The organism is Burkholderia sp. BCC1985 (assembly GCF_905339915.1).
GTDB lineage: Bacteria > Pseudomonadota > Gammaproteobacteria > Burkholderiales > Burkholderiaceae > Burkholderia.
In genome coordinates this window covers 144218-170604 of the sequence record NZ_CAJPGY010000014.1, presented here as the reverse complement: position 1 = coordinate 170604, position 26387 = coordinate 144218, and the positions used below count along the sequence as shown (strand labels likewise).

General features: G+C 68.1%; 21 protein-coding genes. 8 read left to right on the top strand and 13 right to left on the bottom strand.

Going from position 1 to position 26387, the window contains the following annotated elements; translation table 11 throughout:
* Nucleotides 1-2: 2 nt before the first annotated feature.
* Nucleotides 3-851: an AraC family transcriptional regulator gene (locus tag U4Z31_RS16880; protein WP_124665851.1), complete on the top strand. Its 849-nt coding sequence runs from the start codon at nucleotides 3-5 to the stop codon at nucleotides 849-851.
* A 54-nt stretch (nucleotides 852-905) separates the two neighbouring features.
* On the opposite strand, the gene U4Z31_RS16875 is transcribed toward U4Z31_RS16880, so the two are convergent.
* From U4Z31_RS16875 to nthA, 4 genes are all read right to left on the bottom strand, one after another.
* A complete protein-coding gene (locus U4Z31_RS16875; protein WP_321795367.1) occupies nucleotides 906-1511 on the bottom strand; it encodes a LysE family translocator in 606 nt (201 codons plus the stop codon).
* 184 nt (nucleotides 1512-1695) lie between these two features.
* Nucleotides 1696-2958: a GTP-binding protein gene (locus U4Z31_RS16870; protein ID WP_321810891.1), complete on the bottom strand. Its 1263-nt coding sequence runs from the start codon at nucleotides 2956-2958 to the stop codon at nucleotides 1696-1698.
* A complete protein-coding gene (nthB, locus tag U4Z31_RS16865; protein ID WP_321795371.1) occupies nucleotides 2955-3608 on the bottom strand; it encodes a nitrile hydratase subunit beta in 654 nt (217 codons plus the stop codon). Before nthB ends, U4Z31_RS16870 begins: the two co-directional genes overlap by 4 nt.
* 47 nt (nucleotides 3609-3655) lie before the next feature.
* Complete coding sequence (nthA, locus tag U4Z31_RS16860) at nucleotides 3656-4255, bottom strand: nitrile hydratase subunit alpha (RefSeq protein ID WP_124891633.1); 600 nt, start codon at nucleotides 4253-4255, stop codon at nucleotides 3656-3658.
* 512 nt (nucleotides 4256-4767) lie between these two features.
* On the opposite strand from nthA, the gene U4Z31_RS16855 reads away from it, so the two are divergent.
* The 4 genes from U4Z31_RS16855 to U4Z31_RS16840 all read left to right on the top strand — a co-directional run bounded on the left by U4Z31_RS16855 (nucleotide 4768) and on the right by U4Z31_RS16840 (nucleotide 9584).
* The gene (locus U4Z31_RS16855) at nucleotides 4768-5664 is read left to right on the top strand and encodes a transporter (RefSeq protein WP_044843018.1); all 897 of its coding nucleotides are present in this window, start codon (nucleotides 4768-4770) and stop codon (nucleotides 5662-5664) included.
* A 95-nt stretch (nucleotides 5665-5759) separates the two neighbouring features.
* Complete coding sequence (locus U4Z31_RS16850) at nucleotides 5760-6818, top strand: phenylacetaldoxime dehydratase family protein (protein ID WP_321810890.1); 1059 nt, start codon at nucleotides 5760-5762, stop codon at nucleotides 6816-6818.
* A 54-nt stretch (nucleotides 6819-6872) separates the two neighbouring features.
* Entirely contained in the window at nucleotides 6873-8399 is a 1527-nt protein-coding gene (locus U4Z31_RS16845; RefSeq protein WP_321810889.1) for an amidase, read from the top strand.
* Nucleotides 8400-8543: 144 nt separating this feature from the next.
* Nucleotides 8544-9584, top strand: coding sequence for a helix-turn-helix domain-containing protein (locus U4Z31_RS16840; RefSeq protein WP_044843148.1), 1041 nt, complete (start codon nucleotides 8544-8546; stop codon nucleotides 9582-9584).
* A gap of 72 nt (nucleotides 9585-9656) precedes the next feature.
* On the opposite strand, the gene U4Z31_RS16835 is transcribed toward U4Z31_RS16840, so the two are convergent.
* From U4Z31_RS16835 to U4Z31_RS16810, 6 genes are all read right to left on the bottom strand, one after another.
* A complete protein-coding gene (locus U4Z31_RS16835) occupies nucleotides 9657-11105 on the bottom strand; it encodes a heavy metal sensor histidine kinase (protein WP_321810888.1) in 1449 nt (482 codons plus the stop codon).
* On the bottom strand, nucleotides 11102-11797 hold the full coding sequence (locus U4Z31_RS16830; RefSeq protein ID WP_044843022.1) for a heavy metal response regulator transcription factor: 696 nt from the start codon (nucleotides 11795-11797) through the stop codon (nucleotides 11102-11104). Before U4Z31_RS16830 ends, U4Z31_RS16835 begins: the two co-directional genes overlap by 4 nt.
* Before the next feature lie 21 nt (nucleotides 11798-11818).
* A complete protein-coding gene (locus U4Z31_RS16825) occupies nucleotides 11819-13324 on the bottom strand; it encodes an efflux transporter outer membrane subunit (protein WP_321810905.1) in 1506 nt (501 codons plus the stop codon).
* A 5-nt stretch (nucleotides 13325-13329) separates the two neighbouring features.
* Nucleotides 13330-14562 (bottom strand): efflux RND transporter periplasmic adaptor subunit, encoded by a 1233-nt coding sequence (locus U4Z31_RS16820; RefSeq protein WP_321810887.1) that lies wholly within the window; start codon nucleotides 14560-14562, stop codon nucleotides 13330-13332.
* Nucleotides 14563-14590: 28 nt separating this feature from the next.
* The gene (locus U4Z31_RS16815; protein WP_321810886.1) at nucleotides 14591-17758 is read right to left on the bottom strand and encodes an efflux RND transporter permease subunit; all 3168 of its coding nucleotides are present in this window, start codon (nucleotides 17756-17758) and stop codon (nucleotides 14591-14593) included.
* 239 nt (nucleotides 17759-17997) lie between these two features.
* A complete protein-coding gene (locus U4Z31_RS16810; protein ID WP_124519520.1) occupies nucleotides 17998-18774 on the bottom strand; it encodes a Crp/Fnr family transcriptional regulator in 777 nt (258 codons plus the stop codon).
* A 196-nt stretch (nucleotides 18775-18970) separates the two neighbouring features.
* Between U4Z31_RS16810 and U4Z31_RS16805 the strand changes: the two genes are divergently transcribed.
* Nucleotides 18971-20623, top strand: a complete 1653-nt coding sequence (locus tag U4Z31_RS16805) for an acyl-CoA synthetase (protein WP_321810885.1) — start codon at nucleotides 18971-18973, stop codon at nucleotides 20621-20623.
* Nucleotides 20624-20685: 62 nt separating this feature from the next.
* On the opposite strand, the gene U4Z31_RS16800 is transcribed toward U4Z31_RS16805, so the two are convergent.
* Together U4Z31_RS16800 and U4Z31_RS16795 are read right to left on the bottom strand one after the other, a co-directional pair.
* A complete protein-coding gene (locus U4Z31_RS16800; RefSeq protein WP_044843149.1) occupies nucleotides 20686-21117 on the bottom strand; it encodes a YqaA family protein in 432 nt (143 codons plus the stop codon).
* Between the two features lie 91 nt (nucleotides 21118-21208).
* A complete protein-coding gene (locus U4Z31_RS16795) occupies nucleotides 21209-21856 on the bottom strand; it encodes a LysE family translocator (RefSeq protein WP_124519517.1) in 648 nt (215 codons plus the stop codon).
* A gap of 283 nt (nucleotides 21857-22139) precedes the next feature.
* On the opposite strand from U4Z31_RS16795, the gene U4Z31_RS16790 reads away from it, so the two are divergent.
* Nucleotides 22140-22622 (top strand): Lrp/AsnC family transcriptional regulator, encoded by a 483-nt coding sequence (locus tag U4Z31_RS16790; protein WP_006755380.1) that lies wholly within the window; start codon nucleotides 22140-22142, stop codon nucleotides 22620-22622.
* A gap of 847 nt (nucleotides 22623-23469) precedes the next feature.
* Here the strand turns inward: U4Z31_RS16790 and U4Z31_RS16785 are convergent.
* Nucleotides 23470-25122 (bottom strand): IclR family transcriptional regulator, encoded by a 1653-nt coding sequence (locus U4Z31_RS16785; protein WP_321810884.1) that lies wholly within the window; start codon nucleotides 25120-25122, stop codon nucleotides 23470-23472.
* A 178-nt stretch (nucleotides 25123-25300) separates the two neighbouring features.
* On the opposite strand from U4Z31_RS16785, the gene U4Z31_RS16780 reads away from it, so the two are divergent.
* On the top strand, nucleotides 25301-26260 hold the full coding sequence (locus tag U4Z31_RS16780) for an MBL fold metallo-hydrolase (protein WP_044843030.1): 960 nt from the start codon (nucleotides 25301-25303) through the stop codon (nucleotides 26258-26260).
* The last annotated feature ends 127 nt before the right edge of the window (nucleotides 26261-26387 follow it).

Below are 26387 nucleotides of genomic sequence, written 5' to 3'. Positions count from 1 at the left end.
GCGTGAGCCGTTCCGCCAACCCCTGCGCCATGCCGTCGCCGTTCTGGCGCGACGCCGCGCTGCCGTTCATCGAGGCGCGCACCGTCGACGACGGTCGGACGATCTGCTACGCGAAGCACACGCACGACACGTTTTCGCTCGGCGCGATCGTCGGCGGCACGAGCACCTACCTGAACGGCGCGACGAAGGAGCACGTCGGGCGCGGCGTGCTCGTGATCATCGATCCGGAGCAGGTGCATGCGTGCAATCCGTACGGCCCCGACGCATGGGCGTACCGGATGGTCTACGTGGACGTTCCGTGGCTCACCCGCCTGCAGCATTCGCTCGGGCGCGACCCGAACCGCGATTTTCACGGCTTTTCGCCGAAGTTGACGGAACGGCGCGACCTGTTCGCACGGTTCGGCGGCTTTTACCGCACGCTCGTGGCGCCCGGTGTCGATCCGCTCGGCAAGGAGAGCGCGGCGGTCGAGTTCTTCACACGGCTGCACGGCGCGCTCGATCGCGAGCTGCCCGACGCCGCCCGGCGCGGGGCCGACAACGCGAAGCTCGCGCGCGCGGCCGACTACATCGCCGCGCATTGCCGTCAGGCCGTCTCGCTCGATGCGATCTGCGCGGCCGCCGACTTGTCGCCGTCCTACCTGATCCGCGCGTTCAACGCCCGCTACGGGATGACGCCGCATGCGTTCCTGATCGACCGCCGCGTGCAGTACGGGCGGGCTGAGTTGCGCCGCGGCCGGCCGATCGCCGACGTCGCGCTCGATGCGGGCTTCGCGGACCAGGCGCATTTCCAGCGCGCATTCCGGCGCATCGCGGCCGCCACGCCGGGGCAGTATCGAAGCGCCGCGAGCTGACCGGCGAACCGTGGGGCGGTGCCGGCGCCGCGACCACACACCGAAACAACGGCGCTAAACGTCGAGCAGATAAAGCGCGCTGCCCGCGAGCAGCAGCGCCATCGCGCGGTTGAACAGCCGCATCCGCCGCGCATTCGCGAGCCGGTGCCGCAGCGACGCACCCGCATACGCCCAGCACGCGATCGACGCAAAGCAGATCACCAGATACAACGCCGCGAATTGCCACACCTGCGCGGGCTCGCCGTCGGCCGCATACGCGCCCATCGCAGCCACGCACGCGAGCCACGCCTTCGGATTCAGCCATTGCATCGCCGCGCCGGCCGCCGCCGACGGGCCGGCGACGTTCGGCGCAGCCGGATCGTCCGGATCGGCCGACAGCCGGCCGTCGTCGAGCGCGAGCCGCAGCGCGAGGTAAAGCAGGAACGCGATTCCCGACCATTGAGTGGCGGTGGTCAGCATCGGCCAGCGCGCGAGCGCCGCGTGCAGCCCGAGGCCGATCAGCAGGAACAGCGCGACGAAGCCGAGCGTCGCGCCGGCCGCATAGCGCAGGCTCGCGCCAAGGCCATGGCGTGCGCCCGCGCTGAGCGCGACGATGTTGACGGGACCGGGCGTGATCGACGACGCCAGCGCGAACGCGGCCATCGAAACCAGCATGCTCATTGATTGCCTCCATGCGAATGTCAAAGTCGCATCGAGACTAAAGAAGCCGTGCGGGTCCGTATTGAAGAAAACTGCCCTCGGCGGCGCTGTCGGGATTCACGTCACGCTGAACCGGGCGCAGCGCTCACCGGCGACCGAAAGCCACTGGACGCAGGCGGCGCAGCCAAAGTCATCGAGTCTCGCGTCACCGACGGGCGGCGGTCGCGAGCGCGTCGAACGCGTCGGCTTCCGGAAGCTGGAGCCACGACTCGGGGCCTGCGTCGATTTCTTCGACCGTCAGCAGACAGGCATCGAGTTCGCGACGCAACCGGACGTGATCGATCGACTGCCCGATGAACACGATTTCCTGCCGGCAATCACCGGTCGGCTCTTGCCATTTTTGCAGCACGCCATCGCGCCGATAGTCGTCGTGCGGCCAGTCCGACCGAGAAACGAATCGCCACCATCGCCCGACGTAACCCCACTGGAACGCTCCGCCCGTCTGCACGAGCATGGCGATGTCCGCATATCGGTGCGCAGCCCAGACATATCCCTTGCAGCGAAGCAGTCGGCCGTTGGTCCAGGGGCGACGCAGCCACGCGAGCAGGCGCGCCGGATGAAACGGCGCACGTTCGCGATAGATCCACGACGCGATCCCGTACGCATCCGATTCCGAGGGGCGCTCGTCGACCTGCATGCGTTGCATCCATCCCGGCGATTCGACGAGCGCCGGGAGATCGAAGCGCCGCGTATCCAGGACGTCTGACGGATCGACCTTGCCGTGCTGCATCGGGAGGATTCGCGCAGAGGGATTCAGCGACGCCAGAATGGCGCGCAGCCGGTCGAAACCCGCATGACCGATCCGGTCGAGTCGGCTCACGAGAATCACGTTCGCGTATTCGACTTGTTCGATCAGCAGGTCCGACAGCTTGCGCGGCGGACCGGAATCGCTGCCGTCCGCGAGCGAGGCATCGCGCGTGACCGGTTCGGCCGACGCGATCATGTCCTCGAACGTCTCGCCGTCGACCACCGTGACGAGCGTGTCCAGCCGCGCGAGCTCGCTGAGGCTGAAACCGTCCCGGTCGAGAAACGCGAACGTCTCCGCGACCGGCATCGGCTCCGAGATGCCGGTCGACTCGATCAGCAGATAGTCGAAGCGATGCTGCCGCGCCAGCGTGCTGATCTGCTCGAGCAGATCGGCACGCAGCGTGCAGCAGATGCAGCCGTTGCTCATTTCGACCAGTTCGTCCTCGCCGCGATGCAGCTCGACGTTGCGCCGCACATCGTCGGCGTCGACGTTTACTTCGCTCATGTCGTTGACGATCACGGCGACCTTCAGGCCGGCGCGGTTGCGCAGGATGTGGTTCAGCAACGTCGTTTTCCCGGCGCCGAGGAAGCCGGACAGCACGGTGACCGGAATCCTCGGCGGCGCGGCGGCCGGCGCTCGCTGGTTTTCCGGCGTCGTCATGCGTTCTGCCCGGACGCGCGATCCAGGTAGCCTTCGAACAGGTCGACCACGACGTAGCCGTCGTCGGCGGCGTCGCCCCACAGATCCTTCACGCGGAACTCGACATGATAGGTCGGCTGATGCGCGGCGCCGGTGTCGCCGTGGCCGATCGCGTCCGGGAATGGCCACGATTCGGTCGTCCGGTGCAGCACGATGCCTTCCTTGCCGCGCACGTAGCCCGGCGCGCGGATGTGTCCGCTGACGTATTCGTCGCGCACGACGACGCGATCGCCGACCTCGAACCGCGTCGAGTCGGGTGGCGCCGCCCGGCCGCCGGATCGCGGCGGGTTCGCGAGCCGGAAATGCGAACCGAGCGCGCGGTCGAGTTCGTCCTGCGTGAGCACGCCGGTTTCGACGAGCAAGGTTGCGGTCGCGATCACGTAGCGCTCGTAGTAGCGCGTGCCGACGTGCTGGCGTACGTCGATGCGTTCGACTGCGTGACGTACCTCGTCGACGCTGAATTTTTTCAGTGGGTCCACGCCGACGAACATCAGGCTGTACGCGAGATGCTCCCAGTCTTCCTTGAAGACCGGCTTGTAGCCGAGACTGTTGATCGTGTGCGGCACCGGGCCGAAACCCTGGAATCCGCCGAGGTCGTGAAAGCCGTCCATATGAGGTGATCTCCGAGATGAAGGTCGAGAGCGAAACGGGGGGCGCGTCAGTGCGCGCGCGGCAGCGCAACGCCGATCAGCACGTCCTTCGTGACGAGCGTGCGCAGTTGTTCCTCGGTCATGTGTTCGCTGCCTGCCGGCCGCACGGGCAGCACGAGATAGCGGCTTTCGGCGGTCGTATCCCAGACCTTCACGACGACATCGTCGGGCAGGTCGGTGCCGAGCTCCCGCAGCACCGTGCGCCCTTCGCGGACGAGCCGCGCACGATATTCGAAGCCCTTGTACCACTCGGGCGGAAGCCCGAGCACCGGCCAGTTCGTGCATGAGCACAGGCTGCAGACGATCACGTTCTTCAGCGTCGGCGTGTCCTCGAGCGCGACGATGTATTCGCCCTGCGGGCCGGTGTAGCCGAACTGCGCACACGCGGCCGTGCCGTCCTTCAGCAGCAGTTCGCGAAATGCCGGGTCGACCCACGCACGCGCGACGATGCGCGCGCCGTTGGCCGGATCCCACGTCGTGGACATCAGCTCGGTCAGGCCTTCGATATAGCCGTCGGGGATCAGGTTCTTTTCTTTCATCACGCGAAACAGCGCCCAGGCACGTTCGCCGGGCGTCGAGGCTGTTTCCGCGGAAGGGGTCGCGCTCATCGTGGGGCTCCTTATGGTGGTTCGGGTTGACCGCCGCCGTGGCGTTGCGGCTGCCGTGGCGGGGTGCAAAGGCGTGGTGTCGGCCACGCTCGACGAGCAGGGTAAGAAGAGAAAAAGCGCGGTTCTTTGCCGGCACGGATCGGAAACTATGCTGAGACGGCCCCGCCGCGCGGCAGGGGCCGGCGCGCATCGGATGCACGGCGATTCGCGGCATCGACGGGGCGCCCGGCACGCGATACCGGCCGCCTGCGCACGTTTTGCGACCGCCGTATGGCACTGGCAGCACAGGTCCGCCACAGCCAATTTCTTGTTCCGCCGGAAAACAGAAATGCGGATTTTGCCTTTCTATTCTCACCCTCAAGCGACGGCCGTTCGATGTCGCGAATCGCCGGCACTCACCCGAGTACCGGCGGAACAACAGTCAGCCAGCACTCCGCGAGTTGATCGTCCGGCAACGGTTTCCGTTCGTCGTACGTCGAGCGTGACGGTGTCTGCGCATCCAGGTGAGGAGCATGATGGACAACGTCAACAGAATGAAACTGAAGCGAATCGCGCGCTGGATCGGCTTGTCGCTGATGGTCGTCGCATCGCATTACGCGGGCGCGGTCGAGGTCGATCCCGGCGACTACGAGCAGTATCCGGTCGGCGCGACGATCGGCGTGCTGTACTACAACTATTCGGCGACGAACGCGTACTATGCGAACGGCCACCGGACGTCGGATTTCGATCTGCAGTCCAATGTCGGCATCGCCCGTCTGCTGCATGTGTTCCAGCTCACCGACAGGCTCACGATCGATCCGCAGGTGTTGCTGCCGTTCGGTCACGTCAGCAGCTTCGGCAACGCCGGCACGCTTGGCAGTACGAACGGTGTCGGCGACGTGATCCTGACCGCGCCGTTGAAATTCCGCCTGAACGACGCGAAGGACGTCGTCGCCGCGACGGTCTACGTTTACGCGCCGACGGGGAGCTACGACCAGAACCGCGGTCTCAATCTCGGCGCCAATCGCTGGTCGCTCGATTTCCAGGCGGCCTACATCAAGCACTTTTCGCCGCAGTGGGCGCTCGATCTCGTCGGCGACGCGATCTGGTACGGCAACAACACGTCGTACGGCGCGAGCGGCACGACGCTCCATCAGCGGATGAGCTACAGCGCACAGGCGATGGTGCGTTACATGCCCGATCCGGGCACGTCGCTCGGGATCGGCGTCACCCAGCTCTGGGGCGGTGAAACGAGCGTCGGCGGCGCGGACAACAACGACGCGCTTCGCACGACGCGCATGCGGATCACCGCGGCGAAATTCGTGACGAAGGCCGATCAGGTGCAAATCCAGCTCGGCACCGACCTGAGCGTGCGCAACGGCCCGAAGAACAGCCTGCTCGCCGGCCTGCGTTACGCGCACATCTTCTGACGACCCGCCTGCGCCGGGATACGCCCGGCGCAGGCCGCTCCTTGTCCCCCACGTCGATACCTCGACATCCGATTCCCTTTCCAGAGAGGTCACGCATGGAATCCGCCATCGACAAACACCTGATCTGCCCGCGGACGCTGTCGCGCCGCGTCGCCGACGATTACCAGCCGCCGTTCCCGATGTACGTCGCCCGAGCCTCCGAAGACCTGAGCCAGGTCGTGATGGGCTATTTCGGCGTGCAGTATCACGGCGCCGACAAGCGCGCCACGGCGCTGGCCGCGTTGCGCCGGATCGTCGCCGATTTCGGTGCGCAGGACGGGCCGAACAACTTCGATCTGACGCAACACACCGACGACCAGGGCTACGAGAACCTGATTGCCGTCGGCTACTGGCGCGATCCGGCCGCGTATGCGCGCTGGATCGCGTCGCCGGCACTCGTCGAATGGTGGGCCTCCGACGCGCGCCTCGCGGACGGGATCGGCTACTTCCGGGAAATCGTCGCGCCGCGCGCCGAGCAGTTCGAGACGCTGTACGCATTCACGAGCGATTTCCCCGGCGTCGGCGCGATCATGGACGGCGTCAGCGGCGAGATCGAGGAGCACGGCTACTGGGGATCGATGCGCGACCGGTTCCCGATCTCGCAGACGGACTGGATGCGCGCGGACGGCGAGCTGCGCATCGTCGAGGGCGATCCGGCCCGAGGCGGCCGCGTGGTCGTACTGGCCCACGACAACATCGCGCTGATTCGCTCCGGTCAGGACTGGCGTGCGGCCGAGCACGACGAGCGCCGACTGTATCTCGAGGAGATCGAGCCGACGCTGCGCAGCGGAATGGAATTCCTGCGCGACAACGGCACGGACGTCGGCTGCTACAGCAATCGCTACGTGCGCTCGATCGATCTCGACGGCAACGTGCTCGACGAGAGCTACAACATCGGCCACTGGCGCTCGCTCGACCGCCTCGAGCGCTGGGCCGAATCCCATCCGACGCACCTGCGGATCTTCGTCACGTTCTTCCGCGTCGTCACCGGGCTGTCGAAACTGCGGCTGTATCACGAGGTTTCCGTCTTCGACGCCAGGCATCAGGTCTACGAATACGTGAACTGCCATCCGCGCACCGGGCTGATGCGCGACGCCGTCGCCATCGCCCGCTGAATCCCGCCGGCACCGCCGGGCCGGCGGTGCCGCTTACCGAACTGGAGAACGTCGATGGCTATCAAACGCCCGACCCGCGAACAACTGTCCGACATTGCAGCCGGTTTCGGCTTTCATGTCGATTCCCGCCAACTCGCCGAATACGACGAGGCGCTGCAGGCGAACTTCGACGCGTACGACGCGATCGACGCGCTGCCCGACTATCTGCCCGTCGTCGCGTATCCGCGCACGCCCGGCTACCGCCCGGAAGGCGACGAGAACCGTTACGGCGCGTGGGCGCGCAAGAGCACGATCCACGGCGCCGCCGACGGCAAGCTGCGCGGCAAGACGGTGGCCGTGAAAGACAACATCTGCGTCGCCGGCGTGCCGATGCGCAATGGCGCGAGCACGTTCGAGGGCTACGTGCCCGATATCGATGCGACCGTCGTCACGCGCGTACTCGACGCCGGCGGCACGATCGCCGGCAAGGCGACCTGCGAGTACTACTGTTTTTCCGGCGGCTCGCACACGAGCGCGTCGGGGCCGGTGCACAATCCGCGCAAGGCCGGGCATTCGTCCGGCGGCTCGTCGTCCGGCAGCGGCGCGCTGGTCGCGAGCGGCGAGGTCGACATGGCGCTCGGCGGCGACCAGGGCGGCTCGGTCAGGATCCCGTCCGCCTATTGCGGCGTCTACGGGATGAAGCCGACGCACGGGCTCGTGCCCTACACCGGCGCGATGCCGATCGAGGCGACCGTCGATCATCTGGGGCCGATGACGAGCACCGTGCTCGACAACGCGCTGCTGCTCGATGTCATCGCGGGTGACGACGGGCTCGATCCGCGCCAGCGGGCGTTGCCGCCGCGCACCGACTATCTCGGCGGGATCCGCGACGGCATCGCAGGCCTGCGGATCGGCATTCTGCGCGAGGCGTTCGGGCTCGCGAATTCGGAGAAAGTGGTCGACGAGGCCGTGCTGGTCGCCGCGCACCGGTTGCGCAAGCTGGGCGCGAGCGTCGAAGAAGTGTCGGTGCCGTTGCATGCGGCCGGCACCGCGATCTGGCTGCCGATCGCGGCCGAGGGGGCGACGCAGCAGATGATGAAGGGCAACAGCCACGGTTTCAACTGGGGCGGCCTGTACGTGACCGGCATGATCGATCATCACGCGGGCTGGCGCGAGCGCGCCGACGAGTTGCCGGATACCGTGAAGGTGACGATGCTGCTCGGCGAATATTTCACGAGCCGGTATCGCGGGCGCTACTACGCGAAGTGCCAGAACCTCGCGCGGCGCTTGCGATCGGCTTACGACGCGGCGCTGCAGTCGTACGACGTATTGGTGATGCCGACCGTACCGATGCGTGCGTCGAAACTGCCGGAGCCCGATTGTGCGATGTCCGAGTCGCTGACGCGGGCGTTCGAGATGCTCGCGAATACCGCGCCGTTCGACGTGTCCGGGCATCCGGCCATGTCGCTGCCGTGCGGGGTGGCCGACGAACTGCCGATCGGGCTGCAACTGGTCGGGCGCCGCTTCGACGAGGCGACGCTTTACCGCTGCGCCTATGCGTATGAACAGTCTTCCGACTGGCGGCAGACGACATTCGCATGACAAGTCCTGAGCGGTAGCGCATCGCCGCCGCGCCGCGTGCCGGTCCGACCGGCAACGCGGCGTACACGGCGATCGATTGGACAATGCGCTTTTGAACGGGCACGCTACCGGCTGCGTGTTTGCTAACCCATGTGGGGCACGACCATGACGATGCGTCCTATCGCGCGCGCCGCAAGCGGCGACGCGCCCGGCCCGGCGTCCGACAGCCCGCCGGATGAGCGGACGAATTCGGCCATCGAGGTGGCGACCGAAGGCTCGCTCAGCCAGCGTATCGAATTCTGGCGCGAGACGATTCTGCGCCTGTTCGCGGACGTGCAGATCGCGGCCGTGCAGAAAGACGATTTCTTCGGCCAGGTGCGGCAGCGCAAATGCGAAAAGATGCGAATCTCGGAAATCCACGCGAGCGAGCAGGCCGTGATCCGGCGGTATCGGCAGGCGCGCAGCGAGTATGAGGACAAGTATTTCGGCGTGTTGATGCTCGAGGGCAGCCAATCGGTCGAGCAGGACGGCAAGATCGTCACGCTGCACCCCGGGGATTTTGCGATCTACGACGCGACACGGCCGCACCACCTGCAGTTCGGCCAGTCGTGGCGCGAGATCGTCGTCAGCATTCCCCGCACGACGCTGAACCAGCTCGTCGTCGGGATGGAACACCGCACGGCCAGCCCGACGCAAACCGGCGAGGGCGTCGGCAGCGTCATGCGCGCATTTCTCGAGCAGATGTCGTCGCAGATCGGTAGCGTGACCGAGGACGAGATGCGGCAGTTGTCGGATACCGCGATCTCGCTGATCGCGATGACGCTCGGGGGCATGCAGCGCAACGACCTCGCGCAGTCGAGGATGAAGGCGTTGACGCTGACGCGTGTGAAGCGGCATCTGCTCGAGCACCTGCACGACCCGGAGCTGAACCCGCTGATGATCGAGCGGTCGATCGGGATTTCGTCGCGGTACATCAACAAGCTGTTCGAGGCCGAGAACACGTCGCTGATGCGTTACGTATGGAACCTGCGGCTCGAACGGTGCGCGCAGGATCTCGTGAATCCGCAATGCGCGGTGCTGCGCGTGTCCGACATCGCGCTGCGCTGGGGATTCAACGACATGTCGCATTTCAGTCGCGTGTTTCGCGAGCGGTTCGCGATGTCGCCGCGGGCATGGCGCGAGCAGGGCAGCAAGCCACGCGCGTGACGCGTCCCGGGGCGCGTCCGTGGCGGGCACGCGGCGATCGGAAGCGGCTGGACTTCGACGGCGCGGCCGCCGTCAATGCATTGCGCGCGGCGCGTGCGCCGGCCGCAGCGCGTGCGGGTCGCCGGCGTCGGCCGCGCGCAGCGGGCCGCCGCTTCCCGGTTGCGTCGACACCGAGAAGCCGAACGTGTTGACGCCGCCCGCGCATGCGACGAACACGCTGCCGCCGTGCATCTCCGCGACGGCCTTGACGATCGACAGCCCGAGTCCGTGATTCTCCTTGCTGTTCGCGCGCGCTTCCTCGAGCCGGTAGAAGCGCTCGAACACGTGCGCGCGCTGCGCCGGGTCGATCGGCTCGCCGGGGTTGGCGACCGACACGTCGACGAGCGTATCGCGCGGCGTGATCGTCACGTTCAGCGTCGCGCCGGGCGCCGAATGCTGGATCGCGTTGATCAGCAGGTTGGTCATCGCGCGGCGGAACAGCGACGGGTCGACGGCCGCGCGCGCATCGCCGTGCAGTTCGGCGCGCAACTGCGCTTCGTCGAGCGGAATCTCGAGGAAGTCGAGCATGCGGCGCACTTCGTCGGCGAGCGACACGTGCTTCAGGTCGGTCGCGCGTTCGCCGCGATCGCTGCGCGACAGGAACAGCATGTCGTTGATGATCACGCGCAACCGTTCGAATTCCTCGAGGTTCGACTGCAGCGTCTGGCGCATCCGGTCGACCGAGCGGTCGCGGCTCGTCAGCGCGACCTGGGTCTGTCCGATCAGGATGCTGATCGGCGTGCGCAGCTCGTGCGCGACGTCCGCATTGAACGCCTCGAGCCGCGCGTAGGTCTGCTGGATTCGTTCGAGCGCGCCGTTGAACGACGCGGCGAGATCGCGCAGCTCGGTGGGCAGCGCGTCGGTGTGCAGCCGCTGGCGGCGGTCGGTGGCGCCGATGGCCGCGGCGTCCTGCGACATCCGTTCGAGCGGCGCGAGCCCGAAGCGCGCGACCGCGCGGCTCAGCAGCAGCGTGATGACGGTGGCGATCGCGATCAGCGCGGCGAGCGTCCACGCGAAACGACGCAGCATGCGCTGCGTGCGCTCGCACGACGACGCGACGACCAGCTTCAGGTCGGGGCGCTCGCCGCTGCCTGCGATCGGGACGGTCTTCGTCATCACGTCGTAGCTGCTGTGGTTCAGCGCGTACTGCTGGAACGCGCCGAACGGTTCGCCGACGGGCACGCCGTCGACCGGACGGCCGAAGCGGAAGTCGGCGTCGGGGCTGTCGACCTGGTAGCGCGTCGAACCGTCGGGCGGTTCGAGGTCGGCGAGCTTTTCCTGCATCAGGCGGCCGCGCGCGGCCGTGGTCGCGTGCGACACGATCATCTGCGCGACCTTCGCGCGCGTGTCGATCGTCGCACGCAGTTCGGCGAGCAGCTGGCGCTCCATCATCACGAACAGCCCGCAGCCGACCAGCGTGAACACGAGCAGCGACACGATGCCGAACATCGCCGACAGGCGCAGGGTGATCGAGCGTTTCATGCGTGCCGCTCCGCGTCGCCGTCCTCGCGCGCCTCGAGCACGTAGCCCATGCCGCGGATCGTATGCAGCAGCTTCTCCGCGAACGGGCCGTCGAGTTTCGCGCGCAGGCGCTTGATCGCCGTCTCGACGACGTTCGCGTTGCTGTCGAAGTTCACGTCCCACACGAGTTCGGCGATCGTCGTTTTCGACAGCACCTCGCCGCTGCGCCGCGCGAGCACGCCGAGCAGCTGGAATTCCTGCGCGGTCAGGTCGAGGCGCGTGCCGTCGCGGGTCGCGCGCCGGCCGATCAGGTCGACGCGCAGGTCGCCGATCGAGATCAGCGTCGATTCCTGCACGCGCGCGCGGCGCGTCAGCGCGCGCAGCCGCTCGATCAGCTCGAGGAACGAGAAGGGCTTGGTCAGGTAGTCGTCGGCGCCGCCGCGCAAGCCCCGCACGCGATCGTCGACGCGGTCGCGCGCGGTCAGCATGATCACGGGCGTCTGCTTCTGCGCGCGCAACGCGCGCAGCACGCCGAAGCCGTCGAGCTTCGGCAGCATCACGTCGAGCACGACCACGTCGTAGTCGAATTCGACGGCCTTCCACGCGCCGTCCTCGCCGTCGAGCGCGGTGTCGACGACCCAGCCTTCCTCGCTCAGGCCGCTCTTCAGGTATTCGACGACTTTCGGTTCGTCTTCGACGATCAGGACTTTCATGGGCGGGTCCGCGTAACCGGGTTAGGGGGTGGCGCTCGTGGCGAGGCGCGGGCCGGCCGCCGCGACGTCGGTCGGCGTGGCGCCGCCGGGTGTGCCGCCGTCCCAGCCGCCGCCGAGCGCCTTCGCAAGAAACACCACGAGCGCCGCGCGCTGGCCCTGGATCTGCACGGCCTGGCGCTCGCTCGTCAGCAACTGCTGCTGGGCCGTCAGCACGTCGATGAACGGCGTCAGGCCGCCCGCATAGCGGTCCTGCGCGAGCGACACGAGCTTGCGCGCGTCGTCGACGGCCGCCGACGCCTGCTGCGCGGCTTCGGCCAGCACCGACAGGCCCGTCACCGCATTCTGCACCTCCTGGAACGCGGTGAGCACGGTCTGCCGGTAATTGGCCTGCGCGGCGACGTAGCCGGCCTGCGCGAAATCGACGCCGGCCTTCAGCTTGCCGCCTTCGAACAGCGGCTGGCTGACCGACGCGCCGATCGACCACAGCAGCGCCGGCACGGTGAACAGGCCGGAGAAGCGCGTCGCGTCCCAGCCGAGGTCCGGCGACAGCGCGATGCGCGGGAAATACGCGGCGCGCGCGACGCCGATCTGCGCGTTCGCCGCGGCCATCGCGCGCTCGGCCGATGCGACGTCGGGCCGGCGCTGCAGCAGGTCGCTCGGCATCCCGGTCGGCAGCGCGGGCGCGTTGATCGGCGCCACGCGCGGCGGCAGCGAAAACGCGGGGGCCGGCGTGCCGACCAGCGTCGCGATCGCCGTCTCGACCTGAGCGCGCTGCTGGATCAGCAACTGCGCCTGCGTGCGCGTCGCGTCGAGCTGCGCGCGTTGCTGCAGCAGGTCGAGGCCGGACACCGCGCCGAGGTCGTGGCGCGCGCTCACGTAGTCGAGCGCCTTTTGCTGCAGGTCGATCGAACGCCTGACGACGTCGATCTCGGTGTCGAGCTCGCGCAGCGCGAAGTAGCTCGATGCGAGATCGGCGCTCAGCACCAGGCGCGCGTTCGCGAAATCGTCGCGCGCCTGCTCGGAGCTGGCCTGCGCGGATTCGACGCTGCGCCGCACGCGGCCGAACAGGTCGAGTTCGTAGCTGACGCTCGCGGCGACCTGGATGTCGTTCTGCACGGTCGACGTGCTCTTCGTCGCGTAGTTGGTCTGCGGCCGGTCGGCGGAGATCTTGAAGCGCTGGCCGCTCGCGTTCAGGCCGACGGCCGGATACTGCGCGGACGCGACCGACGCGAGCGTCGCCTTCGCCTGGTCGTAGCGCGCGGCGACGGCCTTCAGGTTCTGGTTGTTGCGCAGCGCGTCGGTTTCGAGCGCGTCGAGCTGCGCGTCGCCGAACGCGGTCCACCACGCCGGGTCGAGCGGCGCACGGGCCGGCGCGGCCGGGTGCCAGTATGCATCCGCCGGGTCGAGCCGCCACGCGGAGGGCGTCTCGACGGCGGGGCGCCGGTAGTCGGGGCCGACCGTACAGCCGGCGAGCGTCGCGACCGCGACGACGGCCAGGACCGCTGCGGGGGGCAGGCAGGCGCGCAGCGCGCTCACGACTGCGCTCCCGCGGCCGCGGAGGCCGGCTTCACGACCGGCGGCGCCTGCACGATCACGGTGTCGCCGTTCGCGAGGGCATCGCTCGGGTTCGCGACGAGGCGGTCGTTCGGCGTCAGCGGGCCGTCGACTTCGAGCGTCTGCCCGATCGTGCGCGCGACCGTCACCGCCTTCAGGCGCACCTGGCTGTTCGCGTCGACGGTCGCGACCGTCGGCCCTTCGGCGCGGAACAGCAGCGTGTTGGCCGGAATCTGCAGGCGGCCGACCGGCGTCATCGGCAGGGTCGCCTGCACGTATGCGCCGGGCAGCAGCCGCCCGTCCGGGTTCGGCAGCGTGATCTCGATCTGCAGCGAGCGCGTCGCGACGTCGATCGCCTGGGACGTGCGCGTGATGGTGCCGTCGAAGGTCTGGCCGGGCAGTTCTGCCTGCGCGACGCTCACGCGCTGGCCGACCTTCACCTGCTGCGCATAAGCCTGCGGCACCTGCACGTACAGGCGCAGCCGGTCGGCCTGCACGACCGTGAACAGCGCGCGGCCCGCATTGCCGGAATTGACGAGGTCGCCGACGTCGACGTTGCGCTGCGTGACGATCCCGTCGATCGGCGCGACGATGCGCTGGAAGCCTTTCAGCTCGGTGAGCCGGCGCATGTTCGCATCGGCCGCCGCGAGGTTCGCGGTGCCCTGGTTGAACGCGCCTTGCCGGTCGTCGAGTTCCTGCTGCGACACCGCATCGCGCTGGCGCAGCTGCTGCGCGCGGTCGAACGACGTCTTCGCGAGCGCGAGCGCGGCCTGCGCCTGCTGGCGCTGCGCGGTGGCCTGCGCGAGTTCCTGGTTCAGCTCGGGCGTGTCGAGTTCGGCGAGCAGTTGCCCCTGCTTCACGTGCGCGCCGATGTCGGCCTGCCAGCGCAGCACGTAGCCGCTCGCACGCGCGTAGATCGGCGCTTCGACGAAGCCGCGCAGCGTGCCGGGCAGCGCCAGCTTGCCGCCGGTGGCCGCATCGACCGGATGCACGACGTTCACGTACTGGCGCGTGTTCTGCTCGGCCACCGCGTCGAGGTGATTCCGGTTCAGCACGTTGACGACGATCGTGCGCGCGGCGCCTGCGGCGAGCAGCACGCCGATCACGATCAGGACGACCCGCCCGCGCCGCGACACCGACGTGCGCGTCGGCAGGTGCATGCCGTGTTCGTCCACCTGGATGCCGACGGAGCTGTGATGTTTCTCTTCCATGAATTGACCGGGTCGATAGGCTAGAAAGTCAGTGTCCGGCCGGGCGCGCGCGCCGGCGGGCCAGCCGCGCATGCACGCCGCCGAACACGAGCGGCACGAACAGCAGCGTCGAAACGGTGGCGAACAGCAGGCCGCCGATCACCGCGCGGCCGAGCGGCGCGTTCTGCTCGGCGCCTTCGCCGAGACCGAGCGCCATCGGCACCATCCCGATGATCATCGCGAGCGCCGTCATCAGCACCGGGCGGATTCGCGTCGCGCCGGCCTCCAGCGCGGCCGTGAGCGGCGGCGCGCCGGCCGCGAGGCGCTGGCGCGCGAACGACACGACCAGGATGCTGTTGGCGGTCGCGACGCCCACCGTCATGATCGCGCCCGTCAGCGCGGGCACGCTCAGGTGCGTGCCGGTGATGAACAGCATCCACGCGATGCCGGCGAGCGCGGCCGGCATCGCGCTGATGATGATCAGCGGATCGAGCCACGACTGGAAATTCACGACGATCAGCAGGTAGACGAGCACGATCGCCATCGCGACGCCCGCGCCGAGGCCGAGGTACGACGTGCGCATCGTCTCGACCTGGCCGCGCACCGACAGGTCGGTGCCGCGCGGCAGCGTCGCGCGCGCGTCGGACACGATGCGGTCGATCGCGCCCGCGACCGAGCCGAGGTCGCGGCCCTCGACGCTCACGTACAGGTCGATCGCCGGGCGGATGTTGTAGTGCGTGATCACCGCCGGGTTCGCGACGGGATGGATCTGCACGAGGTTGCCGAGCAATTGCAGCGGCATGCCGGTGCGCCCGCTCGCGGAAATCGGCGTGCCGAGCAGGTCGTCGATCGACGCGATGTTGTATTGCGGGGTCTGGATCTGCAGCGGGTATTGGACGCCCGAGCGCGGATTGATCCAGAACGACGGGGTCGTCTGGGAACTGCCGGACAGCGAGATCAGCATGTTCTGCGCGACGTTCTGCGCGGAGAGGCTGAGCTGCTGCATGCGCGTACGGTCCATGTCGGCCACCAGGGTCGGTTCGTCGTTGCGCTGCAGCACGTGCACGTCGACGGTGCCGGGGATTTGCCTGATCTTCTTCATCAGGCTGCTCGCGATAGCCATGTTACTCGCGAGATCGTTGCCGAGCACCTGTACGTCGATCGCGGCCGGCTGACCGAAGTTGAGGATCTGCGTGATGATGTCCGACGGCTGGAAGAAGAATTCGACGCCCGGGAAGCGCTGCGGCAGCAGCGTGCGCAGCGTCTGCACGTAGTGCGCGGTCGCGCGGTGCCCCGGCTTCAACGCGATCATCAGTTCGCCGTCGAGCGTGCCGATCGTGCCGCTGTTGCTGTACGACAGGTTGATGCCGCTCACCGGCAGCCCGAGGTTGTCGACGATCGCGCCGAGCTCGTCCGCCGGCACGGTTTCGCGGATCACGCGCTCGACCTGGTCGGCAAGGCGCGCGGTCTCCTCGATCCGGTAGCCGGTCGGCGCGCGCATGTGCAGCCGCAGGTTGCCGGAATCGGCGTTCGGGAAGAAGTCGCGGCCGAGCACGAACACGAGGCCGGTCGACAGCACGCAGAAGCCGAGGAAGCACGTCGCGTAGAAGCGGCGGCGCACCAGCAGCATGCTGAGCAGCACGATGTACCACGCGCGCAGCCGCTCGAACGCGGCGTTGAACGCGTGATGGAGGCGCGCGAACCGCGACGTCGCATGATCGGGGCCGCTGGTGGCCTGCTGCGGGCGGAACAGCAGCATCGCCAGCGTCGGCACGAGCGTGCGCGACAGCACGTAGGACGCGAGCATCGCGAACACCACGGCTTCGGCGAGCGGCACGAACAGGAAGCGCGCGACGCCCGTCAGGAAGAACATCGGCACGAACACGATGCAGATGCACAGCGTCGACACGAACGCGGGCACCGCGATCTCGCCCGCGCCTTCGAGGATCGCGTCGTGCAGGTTCGTGCCGAGATGCAGGTGCCGCTCGATGTTCTCGATCGTGACGGTCGCGTCGTCGACCAGGATCCCGACCGCGAGCGCGAGCCCGCCGAGCGTCATGATGTTGATCGTCTCGCCGAGCGCGGAGAGTGCGATCAGCGACGTGAAGATCGACAGCGGAATCGAGATCGCGATGATCAGCGTGCTGCGCCAGTTGCCGAGGAACAGCAGGATCATCATCGCGGTCAGCACGGCGGCTATCAGTGCCTCGTGGATCACGCCCTGCACGGCGGCGTTGACGAACACCGACTGGTCGAACAGCGGCGTGATCGTGAGTCCTTCGGGCAGCGTCGGGATCACCTTCGGCAGCAGTGCCTTCAGGTCCGACACGACCTTCAGCGTCGACGCGTCGCCGGTCTTCAGGATCGACATCAGCACGCCGCGCTGGCCGTTCTGGCGCACGACGTTGGTTTGCGGCGCGAAGCCGTCGCGCACCGACGCGACCTCGCGCAGGTAGGTCGTCGCGCCGTTGACGGTCTGGACCGGCAGGCCGTTGATGTCCGCGACCGTGTCGGCCGACGCGTTCGTGTCGATCCGGTATTCGGTCTGACCCATCTTCGCGGTGCCGGTCGGCAGCACGAGGTTCTGCGTGTTGACCGCGTTGACGATGTCGGCGGGCGTGAGGCCCTTCGCGAGCAGCGCCTGCGGATCGAGGTCGATCGCGACCACGCGCGTGCGGCCGCCGTACGGAAACGGGATCTGCGCGCCCGGGATCGTGATCAGTTGCGGCCGCAGGAAGTTGAGCGCGATGTCGGCGAGCGACTGTTCGCTGAGCGTCTTGCTCGACAGCCCGAGCTGGATCACCGGGATGCTCGACGCCGAATAGGTGATCACGAGCGGCGGCGTCGCGCCCTGCGGCATCTGCCGCACGATCGCCTGCGCGGACGAGACCGTCTGCGCGATCGCGGTCTGCACGTTCGCGCCGGGCTGCAGGAACACCTTCACGACCGCGATGCCCGGCAGCGACGTCGACTCGATGTGCTGGATGTTGTTGACGGTCGTCGTCAGGATCCGTTCATGGACGGCCGTGATGCGGTTGGTCATCTCCTTCGCGGAGAAGCCGGTGTAATTCCAGATCACGCTGATGACGGGAATGTTGACCGCCGGCAGGACGTCGACAGGCGTGCGCATCAGCGCGAGCGGGGTGGCCAGCACGATCATGATGGCCATCACGATAAACGTGTAGGGGCGCCTGAGCGCGAGATTGACGATCCACATGGAGGCGGCGGGACAGGCGGTGCTCAGGCGGCGGTGAGGGGAACCCGAATGATAGGCGTCGGGGCTGAACGAGTCACTGACACGAAACTGGCGGATTTGTCAGGTTCGGCGCGCGGCGACCGAGGCGACTTCAGGTCGATTGATCGGATGAAAACGCGCACGGACGCCGATGCCCGAAAAAGGCCGCCGCACCGCACGCGCATGCCGCAGCAGCGACGCTTCCGTTCATCAGGCGTCGCTCAGATCTGTTCCATCCCGACCCGCGCGAGCGCGGCCAGGTCGACGACTTCGATCTGGTTGTACGCGAGCCGCAGCACGCCGAGTTTCTCGAGTTGCTGCAACGCCTGGTTGATCCGCTGCCGCGACACGCCGACGAGCATTCCCAGTTCCTCCTGCGAGATCGCGAGCGACGGGCCGGTGTCCGGATACAGCGCGGGGTTGAACAGCTGCGCGAGCGCCTGTGCGACGCGCGCGTCGACATCGAGCAGCCGGCTGTTCTGGATCGACGCAATGAACTCGCCCATCCGGTTGTTCAACTGGTGGATCACGAAGCGCGTGAACGGCAGGCTCGTGTCGAGCAGCGCATGGAACGTGTCGACCGGGACGAACAGCACGATCGAGCGCTGGACGGCGACGACTTCGTACTTGCGCAGCTCGCGCTTGATCACGCTGCCTTCGCCGAACCAGCCGCCCGACGGCACGCCGGAAAACGTGCAGCCGCGCCCCGACGCGTTGAAGATCGCGAGCTTCAGCAACCCGCGATGCACGCCGATCCAGTATTCGGACGGCGCGAGCCGCTGCGCGATCACGTCGCCGGCCTCGTGCTGCTCGGCGCGCGACTGCGCGAGCACGAGCGCCTGGTGTTCCGGCGCGAGCGCGCGGAACCACGCGCACTGGCCGAACAGCACGGACAGGGCGGGCAACGGGCCCGGTTCGAGCGGCGTGTCGGCCGGCGGGCTGGCCGGCGGGCTGACAGCGGCGGCCGCGTCGGGCGGCGCAACGAGGTGGTCGTGCATGGTTGCGGGTTTGCGAGGATAGGGATAACGCGCAGCGCTCGTGAGGCACTCTGTCGTTTCGATGACAGACGGCTCACAATAGCGCCCGTTAGGCTAGCGGCAATTGAACCACATCAAGACCGGTCGGGGTGCATGCACACTTGCCGGATACGAGGCCGACGCACGCGCCGGTCGACAGAAAACGGGAGACAGGATCATGACGCAGATGTTCGAGGCCGGACTCGGCCGCCGCGATGCCAACTACGTGCCGCTCACGCCGATCGACTTTCTGGTCCGTGCGGCCGAAGTCTACGGCGCGCGCCTCGCGATCGTGCACGGCGACGTGCGGCGCACGTGGGGCGAGACCTACACGCGGGCGAAGCAGCTCGCGAGCGCGCTCGCGCGGGCCGGCGTCGCGCGCGGCGAGACGGTGGCCGCGCTGCTGCCGAACATCCCGGCGATGGTCGAGGCGCACTTCGGCGTGCCGATGGCCGGCGCCGTGCTCAACACCATCAACACGCGGCTCGACATTTCATCGGTGCTGTTCATGCTGCGTCACGGCGAGGCGAAGGTGCTGATCGTCGACACCGAATACGCGGAGCTCGCGCATCGCGCGGCGCTCGAAGTGCCGGGCCTGAAGATCGTCAGCGTTGCCGATGCGATGCCGGCCGACCCCGCGCGCTTCGCGGGCGCGACCGACTACGAGGCGTTCGTCGCGGGCGGCGATCCCGACTACGCATGGACGCCGCCCGCCGACGAGTGGGAGGCGATCGCGCTGAACTACACGTCCGGCACGACGGGCGACCCGAAGGGCGTCGTGTATCACCATCGCGGCGCGTATCTCGCGGCGATCAGCAACCTCCTCGAATGGGACATGCCGAAGCACGCGGTGTATCTGTGGACGCTGCCGATGTTCCACTGCAACGGCTGGTGCTTCCCGTGGGCCGTCGCGGCGCGCGCGGGCGTGAATGTGTGCCTGCGCAAATTCGACGCGAAGACGGTGTTCGACCTGATCCGCAGCGAACGCATCACGCATTACTGCGGCGCGCCGATCGTACAGAGCGCGATCGCGAATGCGCCGGCCGAGTTGCGCGCCGGCATCGATCACACGGTGCACGCGATGGTCGCCGGTGCCGCGCCCGCGCCGGCCGTGATCGCGAAGATGAAGGAGATCGGCTTCGACCTGCTGCACGTGTACGGATTGACCGAGGTCTATGGCCCGGCGACCGTCTGCGCGAAGCAGGCGCACTGGGACGAGCTGCCCGACGACGAGCGCGCGCGGCTCAATGCGCGGCAGGGCGTGCGCTATCACCTGGAAGCGGGCGCGACGGTGCTCGATCCGGACACAATGACGCCGGTGCCGGCCGACGGCGAGACGCTCGGCGAGATCATGTTCCGCGGCAACATCTGCATGAAGGGCTACCTGAAGAACCCGCACGCGACGGAGGAAGCGTTCCACGGCGGCTGGTTCCATACGGGCGATCTCGGCGTGCTGACGCCGGACGGCTACATCCGCATCAAGGATCGCCGCAAGGACATCATCATTTCGGGCGGCGAGAACATCTCGAGCATCGAGGTCGAGGATGCGCTGTACCGGCATCCGGCCGTCGCGGTCGCGGCGGTGGTCGCGATGCCCGACCCGAAGTGGGGCGAGGTGCCGTGCGCGTTCGTCGAGTTGCGCGAAGGCGCGAGCGCGACCGAGGCGGAGATCGTCGCGCACTGCCGGCAGTTGCTCGCGGGGTTCAAGGTGCCGAAGGTCGTGCGCTTCGGCGAGCTGCCGAAGACGTCGACCGGCAAGATCCAGAAATTCCAGCTGCGCAACGCGGTCGGATCGGACAAGGCGATCGATCTGGCGGGAGACAAGAAGTAACGGCGACGGGGCATCGTGCGGGCGGACGCCTTGATGCGTGAACGCGCCAAGGCGTCAAGGCGTCAAGGCACGACGAGCCACGCGATCGCCAGATACCGCCCGACCTTCGCGATCGTCACGATCGCGACGAAGGTCGGCAGCGGCTCGCGCAGCACGCCGGCGATCATCGTCAGCGGGTCGCCGATCACCGGCGCCCAGCTCAGCAGCAGCGACCAGCGGCCATAGCGCCGATACCAGCCCTCGGCGCGCGCGAGCGCGGCCGGTTTCACCGGAAACCAGCGGCGGTCGCGGAAGTGCTCGATGCCGCGGCCGAGCGCCCAGTTGATCGCCGCACCCGCGACGTTGCCGACGCTCGCCACCAGCACCAGCGCCCACACGGGTTCGCGTCCGGCGATCAGCAGGCCGGCAAGCACGGCTTCGGACTGGAGCGGCAACAGGGTCGCTGCGACCATCGACACGGCGAACAGGCCGCCGTAAGTGAGCAGTTCGGGCATCGCGCGATTGTACTGGTCGTACCGGCCGCGCGTCGGCCGGCGTGGGGTGGCGCGCGCCGCAGCGCGCCACCCCACGCGCGCAGGCGGCCGCTCAATTCCATCCGACCATGATCGCGCCCATCCCGACCAGCAGCCCGCCCGTCACGCGATTCATCGCGCGCATCCGCGCCGGCCGCTGCAGCGCGCGGCTCAGCCGGTGCGAGAACAGCGCCATCGACGCGACGCCGCCGGCGAACAGCAGCGCGAAGCTCGCCGCGAGCAGCAGGAATTGCGCGTTCAGGCTCCAGTCGGGATCCGGGACGATGAACTGCGGAAAGAACGACGGAAAGAACAGCAGCGTCTTCGGGTTCAGGCCGGAGGTGGCGACGCCGCGCCAGAACAGCGCGCGTCCGGTGGCGGTGTCGTCGGATGCCGTGTTGCCGGCGTCCGTCGACGCGGCGGGCGCGGTGACCGGCGCCCGGCCGAGCCATTGCTTGCAGCCGAGCCATACGAGGTACGCGGCGCCGGCCCAGCGCAGCACGGTCAGCGCGTGCTCGTCGAGGTGAACCAGCGAATTCAGGCACAGCGCGGTCAGCGCGAGCTGCAGCAGCACGGCGAGCGTGCCGCCCCAGACGCACGGCAGCGCGCGGCGCCAGCCGGCGCGCAATGCCTGGTTCATCGTGAGGAGGTTGACGGGGCCGGGGGCGTAGATGAGGACGGCGGACGCAGCGAGGAACGACAGATAAAGCCTGAACGACATGACGGGAGTGCGGAAACGGAGGATCAGGCGCCGGCCCGTGCGACCGGGTAGGCGCGCGGGGGGCGGGACGTTGCATGCCTGCGTGTCCTGCGCCGCAACTCGTGATTGCGGCCAGGCGTCCCGGTGCGAAGGGGTTGTCGCGGGGAGCGTGCCGGACACCAGGCATGGAGAAAATGTATCAAGCGGGCCGGTTAAAAGGCTTCCTGTTTTCCAGCAAAACGCACCCGAAACCGGAAGCCTGTTCAGATAGAATGCGGATTTTCAGTAGAAGATTCTTCCTGTCATGGCTACCCGCGAACGCACGCCGAAAACCCTCGACAACCAGGACCGCAAGATCCTCGGTGCACTGCAAAAAAATGCGCGCCTGTCGAACGCCGAACTGGCCGAACAGATCGGCATGTCGACCACCGCCTGCTGGAACCGCACGCGGCAGCTCGAACTCGACGGTTACATCGACGGCTACGTCGCGCTGGTCAACCAGCGCATGCTCGGCTACGCGGACATCGTGATCCTCGAAGTCACGCTCGATCGCCACGAGGACGATGCGCTCGCGCGTTTCGGCGCCGAACTCGCGGCACTGCCCGAAGTGCTCGAGGCCTACCTCGTATCGGGCGAATACGACTACTGGATCAAGGTCGCGGTGGACGGCACGGCCGGCTACGAACGCTTCCTGCGCGAGAAGCTGTACAGGATTTCGAGCATTCGCCACAGCCGCTCGATGTTCGCGCTGCGGTGCATGAAAGACGTGCCGTCGATTCAGGTGTGAAGACGGGGGCGACGCGTCGCGCGGCGTCGTGACGACGCGGTTCGCGGCGGCGCTGGAGAAGGGCGGGAATCGGGCTGTCGCGCCCGTTGCGCGTGGCCCGGAGCCGGATACCGGCAGGCCGTGCCCGCGCGGCGGGAAAACGGATGAATCTTCCGTGACGGCCGGGCCCGGCGCATGGTGCGCAGCGGGCATGCATCGGCTACGCAGCGGCCGGACATTCCGGGAAGCTGCGATCGACACCGTGCCGACAAGTTCGTCGGCACCGGCATCCGCGTATCGACATCGCTACGACCGTGCTCACAGCGCGTGAGCACCATGCCATCGAGGGCATTCGCCCTTTTTGCGCCTTCCGTCAGGCGCCCCATGCCGGACGCGGCGGCCTTTCGGCGCGCGTCCCGGCGAGGCGCATCAGACGGATGGAGATGGCGTGCGGCCGGCTGGCGGCCGGTCGCCGCGCTTAGCGCGGCAGGCGTGCGTGCGCTTCAGCGATGACTGCGCAGTTCTCGAGGTGCAGTGCCCATGCTTCTGCAAGCAGCTCGCCGACACGTGCGAGCCAGCCAGCGGATTGGGTGGAACGATCGGAGACATTAGACGTTTGCATGACGAAGCCCCATGTAGGTGGCGAGTTAGGGATAACCCTAATCATAAAGAAACGTCACCGTCTTGTGAAATGCGATTTCGTTATATGAGAATTACTGACAATTTATGTTGCTGCCGCGCAACATGAGCTACACCACGCTTCTGCGTGGCGGGCAGGCGTGCCGAGACCGCGGCGAGCGCGGCCTCGCATTGACGGGCGAAAACGGAAAGCAGGGCGACGAGAACGGGCGCGGCAGCGCGGCGGCGATTACCCGCCGATCCACCCGAAGCGCCACGACAGGCGGCGCGCCGCGGCGAGCAGCGTATGCGCGAGTTCGCTGTGCGGCCCGCGCGGGAAGCCGCGCGACGAGCCGATGATCGCAATCACGAGCCGGATGCTGCCGGTGTGATCGAACACGGGCGCGGCGATCGTCCCGATGCCCGGCACCGGCGCATCGAAGGCGAAATCGAGTTCGTCCGCGCGGATCGTCGCGAGCCGCGCGCGAAACGCGTCGTCGACCTGCGTCGCGCGGCCTGCGAGGCGCACCGGCTCGTCGGCCAGCAGGCCGGCCAGCACGTCGTCGGACATGCCGGCCGCGAACATCCGCCCGATCGCCGTATTCACGAGCGACATCACCGTGCCGACCTGAAGGCTCACGTGCTGCGGCCGCGCCGATTCCTCGAGACGGATCACGGTCGGCCCGAGCGGCCCGAGCGTCGCCGCGGCCACGCTCAGGTCGGTCGCGGCCGCCAGCGCGACGATTTCGGCTTCCGCATCGCGCGTCGGCGACACGCGCTGCATCGCGATCAGTCCGAGCGCCTGGGCGAGCGACCCGCCGCCGAAGCAGCCCGCGTCGTCGCGGCTCAGCAGGCCGATCTTCTGCAGGCTCACCAGGTGCGGAAACGCCTTCGCGGCCGGCATGCCGGCGGCTGCCGCGAGATCGCGCAACGGCAGCGCACGGCCCGCCGAGACGAGCGCGAGCAGCAGCTCGCCCGTGCTGTCGAGCGCGTTGATGCCGCGCTGCGCCTTCGTGTCGTCGGCGAGCGTGGGCGGCATGCGCTGCGTGGCCGGCGGCATGCCCGGCGCGACCGGCGGTGCGTCGCGTCCCGCGTCGAGCGCCGCGGTGGCTTGCCGTGCCGCATCGCGCAGCGCCGTCGCGATCGGGCCGTCCCAGCCGACGTCGATCGAGCCGCTCGAACCGATCACAGTCAACGCGAGTTGCAGGCGGCCGTCCGCGTCCAGCACCGGCACGCACATCGCGCTGACGCCGGGGCTCGGCCGATCCACGCCGCGCTCGATCCCGCGCGCGCGGATCGCGTCGAGTTCGGCCTGCCACGCGCGGGCGTCGGACGGCGGCTGGTCGCCTTCCGCGCCGGCGAGCGTGGCGCCGGCGCCGGCCTGGCTGGCCGCCATCGCGTCGAGCTGGGCGGGGTCGCCGAACGCGCGGAACACCCGGCCGGTCGCCGTCGTGTCGAGCGACATGACGGATCCGACGTGCAGGTTCACGTGCAGCGGATAGCCGCCGTGCTCGATGCGCACGATCGTGGGCCCGAGCGCGCCCGGCACCGACAGCGCGACGCTCAGGCCGACCGCTTCCGCGAGTCGCGCCGCGTGCGGCAGCGCCGCGCGATAGGCCGGCTGGCGCTCGATCGACATCAGCCCGAGCCGCAGCGACAGCGGCCCCGGCTCGTAGTTGCCGGTGAGCGCGTCGCGCTTCACGAGCGCGAGCCGCGTCAGGCTGACGAGATAGGTGTGCGCCTGCGCGGTCGACAGGTCGGCCGCGGCCGCCAGCTCCGACAGCCCGAGCGGCTTGCGCCGGCGCGCGAGCGCGTCGAGCAGCCGGCCGCCGACCTCGACGCTCTGGATCCCGCGCTGCGCCTTGGGCGGCGCGTCGTCTGCGCTGACTTCGTGGTTCTGCACGCGATGATTCTTCCGTTGACGAAACCCCGCATGGTATCCGACGCCATTTGACGCGCCAGCCCGCAGGTTTACCCGTATTAGACAATAGCAAGTGACTTTGTCATTGACAAATAATCGGCGCGGGAAGATGATCCGCTCATTCCCCCTCAACACATGGCTCGCAGCCACGGAACGCAACATGGCCAAAGCATTCGCCTCCCAAGCCGATCTGGAAGAGAAGAAAGTCACCTGGACGCAGCTGTCCGAGAACGCGTACGCATACACCGCCGAAGGCGACCCGAACTCGGGCGTGATCATCGGCGACGACAGCGTGCTGATCGTCGACACGACCGCGACGCCCGCGATGGCGCAGGACCTGATCGCGAAGATCCGCAGCGTGACCGACAAGCCGATCAAGCACGTCGTGCTGTCGCATTACCACGCGGTGCGCGTGCTCGGCGCGTCCGCGTATTTCGACGAAGGCGCGCAGCACGTGATCGCGAGCCGCGGCACCTACGAAATGATCGTCGAGCGCGGCGAGGCCGACATGAAGTCGGAGATCGAGCGGTTCCCGCGGCTGTTCGCGGGCGTCGAGACGGTGCCGGGCCTGACCTGGCCGACGCTCGTGTTCGAGCGCGAGATCACGCTGTTCCTCGGCAAGCTCGAGGTGAAGATCATGCACGTCGGCTCGGGCCACACGAAGGGCGACACGATCGTCTGGCTGCCGTCGCAGAAGGTGCTGTTCTCGGGCGACCTGGTCGAGTACGACGCGGCCTGCTATTGCGGCGACGCGCAGCTCGAACAGTGGCCGGCCACGCTCGAGGCGCTGCGCGCGCTCGGCGCGGAAAAGCTCGTGCCGGGCCGCGGCCCCGCGCTGCTGAATCCGGCCGAAGTGAACAAGGGCCTCGACTACACGAAGGACTTCGTGACGACGCTGCTCGCGCAGGGCCGCAAGGCCGTCGAGCGCAAGCTCGACCTGAAGGCGTCGATGGCGCTCACGCGCGAAGCGATGGATCCGAAGTTCGGCCACGTGTTCATCTACGAGCACTGTCTGCCGTTCGACGTGTCGCGCGCATACGACGAGGCGAGCGGCATCACGCATCCGCGCATCTGGACCGCGCAGCGCGACAAGGAAATGTGGGACGCGCTGCAGGACTGAATGGGTGACGGCGGCGGGGCGTCCGGGCGGGCGCCGCGCCGTTTTCCTGACGGCGCCTGAGCGGCGGCCGCATCGCGCGGCGGTTCAGGGAGCCGACTTCCGATCTCACAAGAAAGCCGGGCGCATG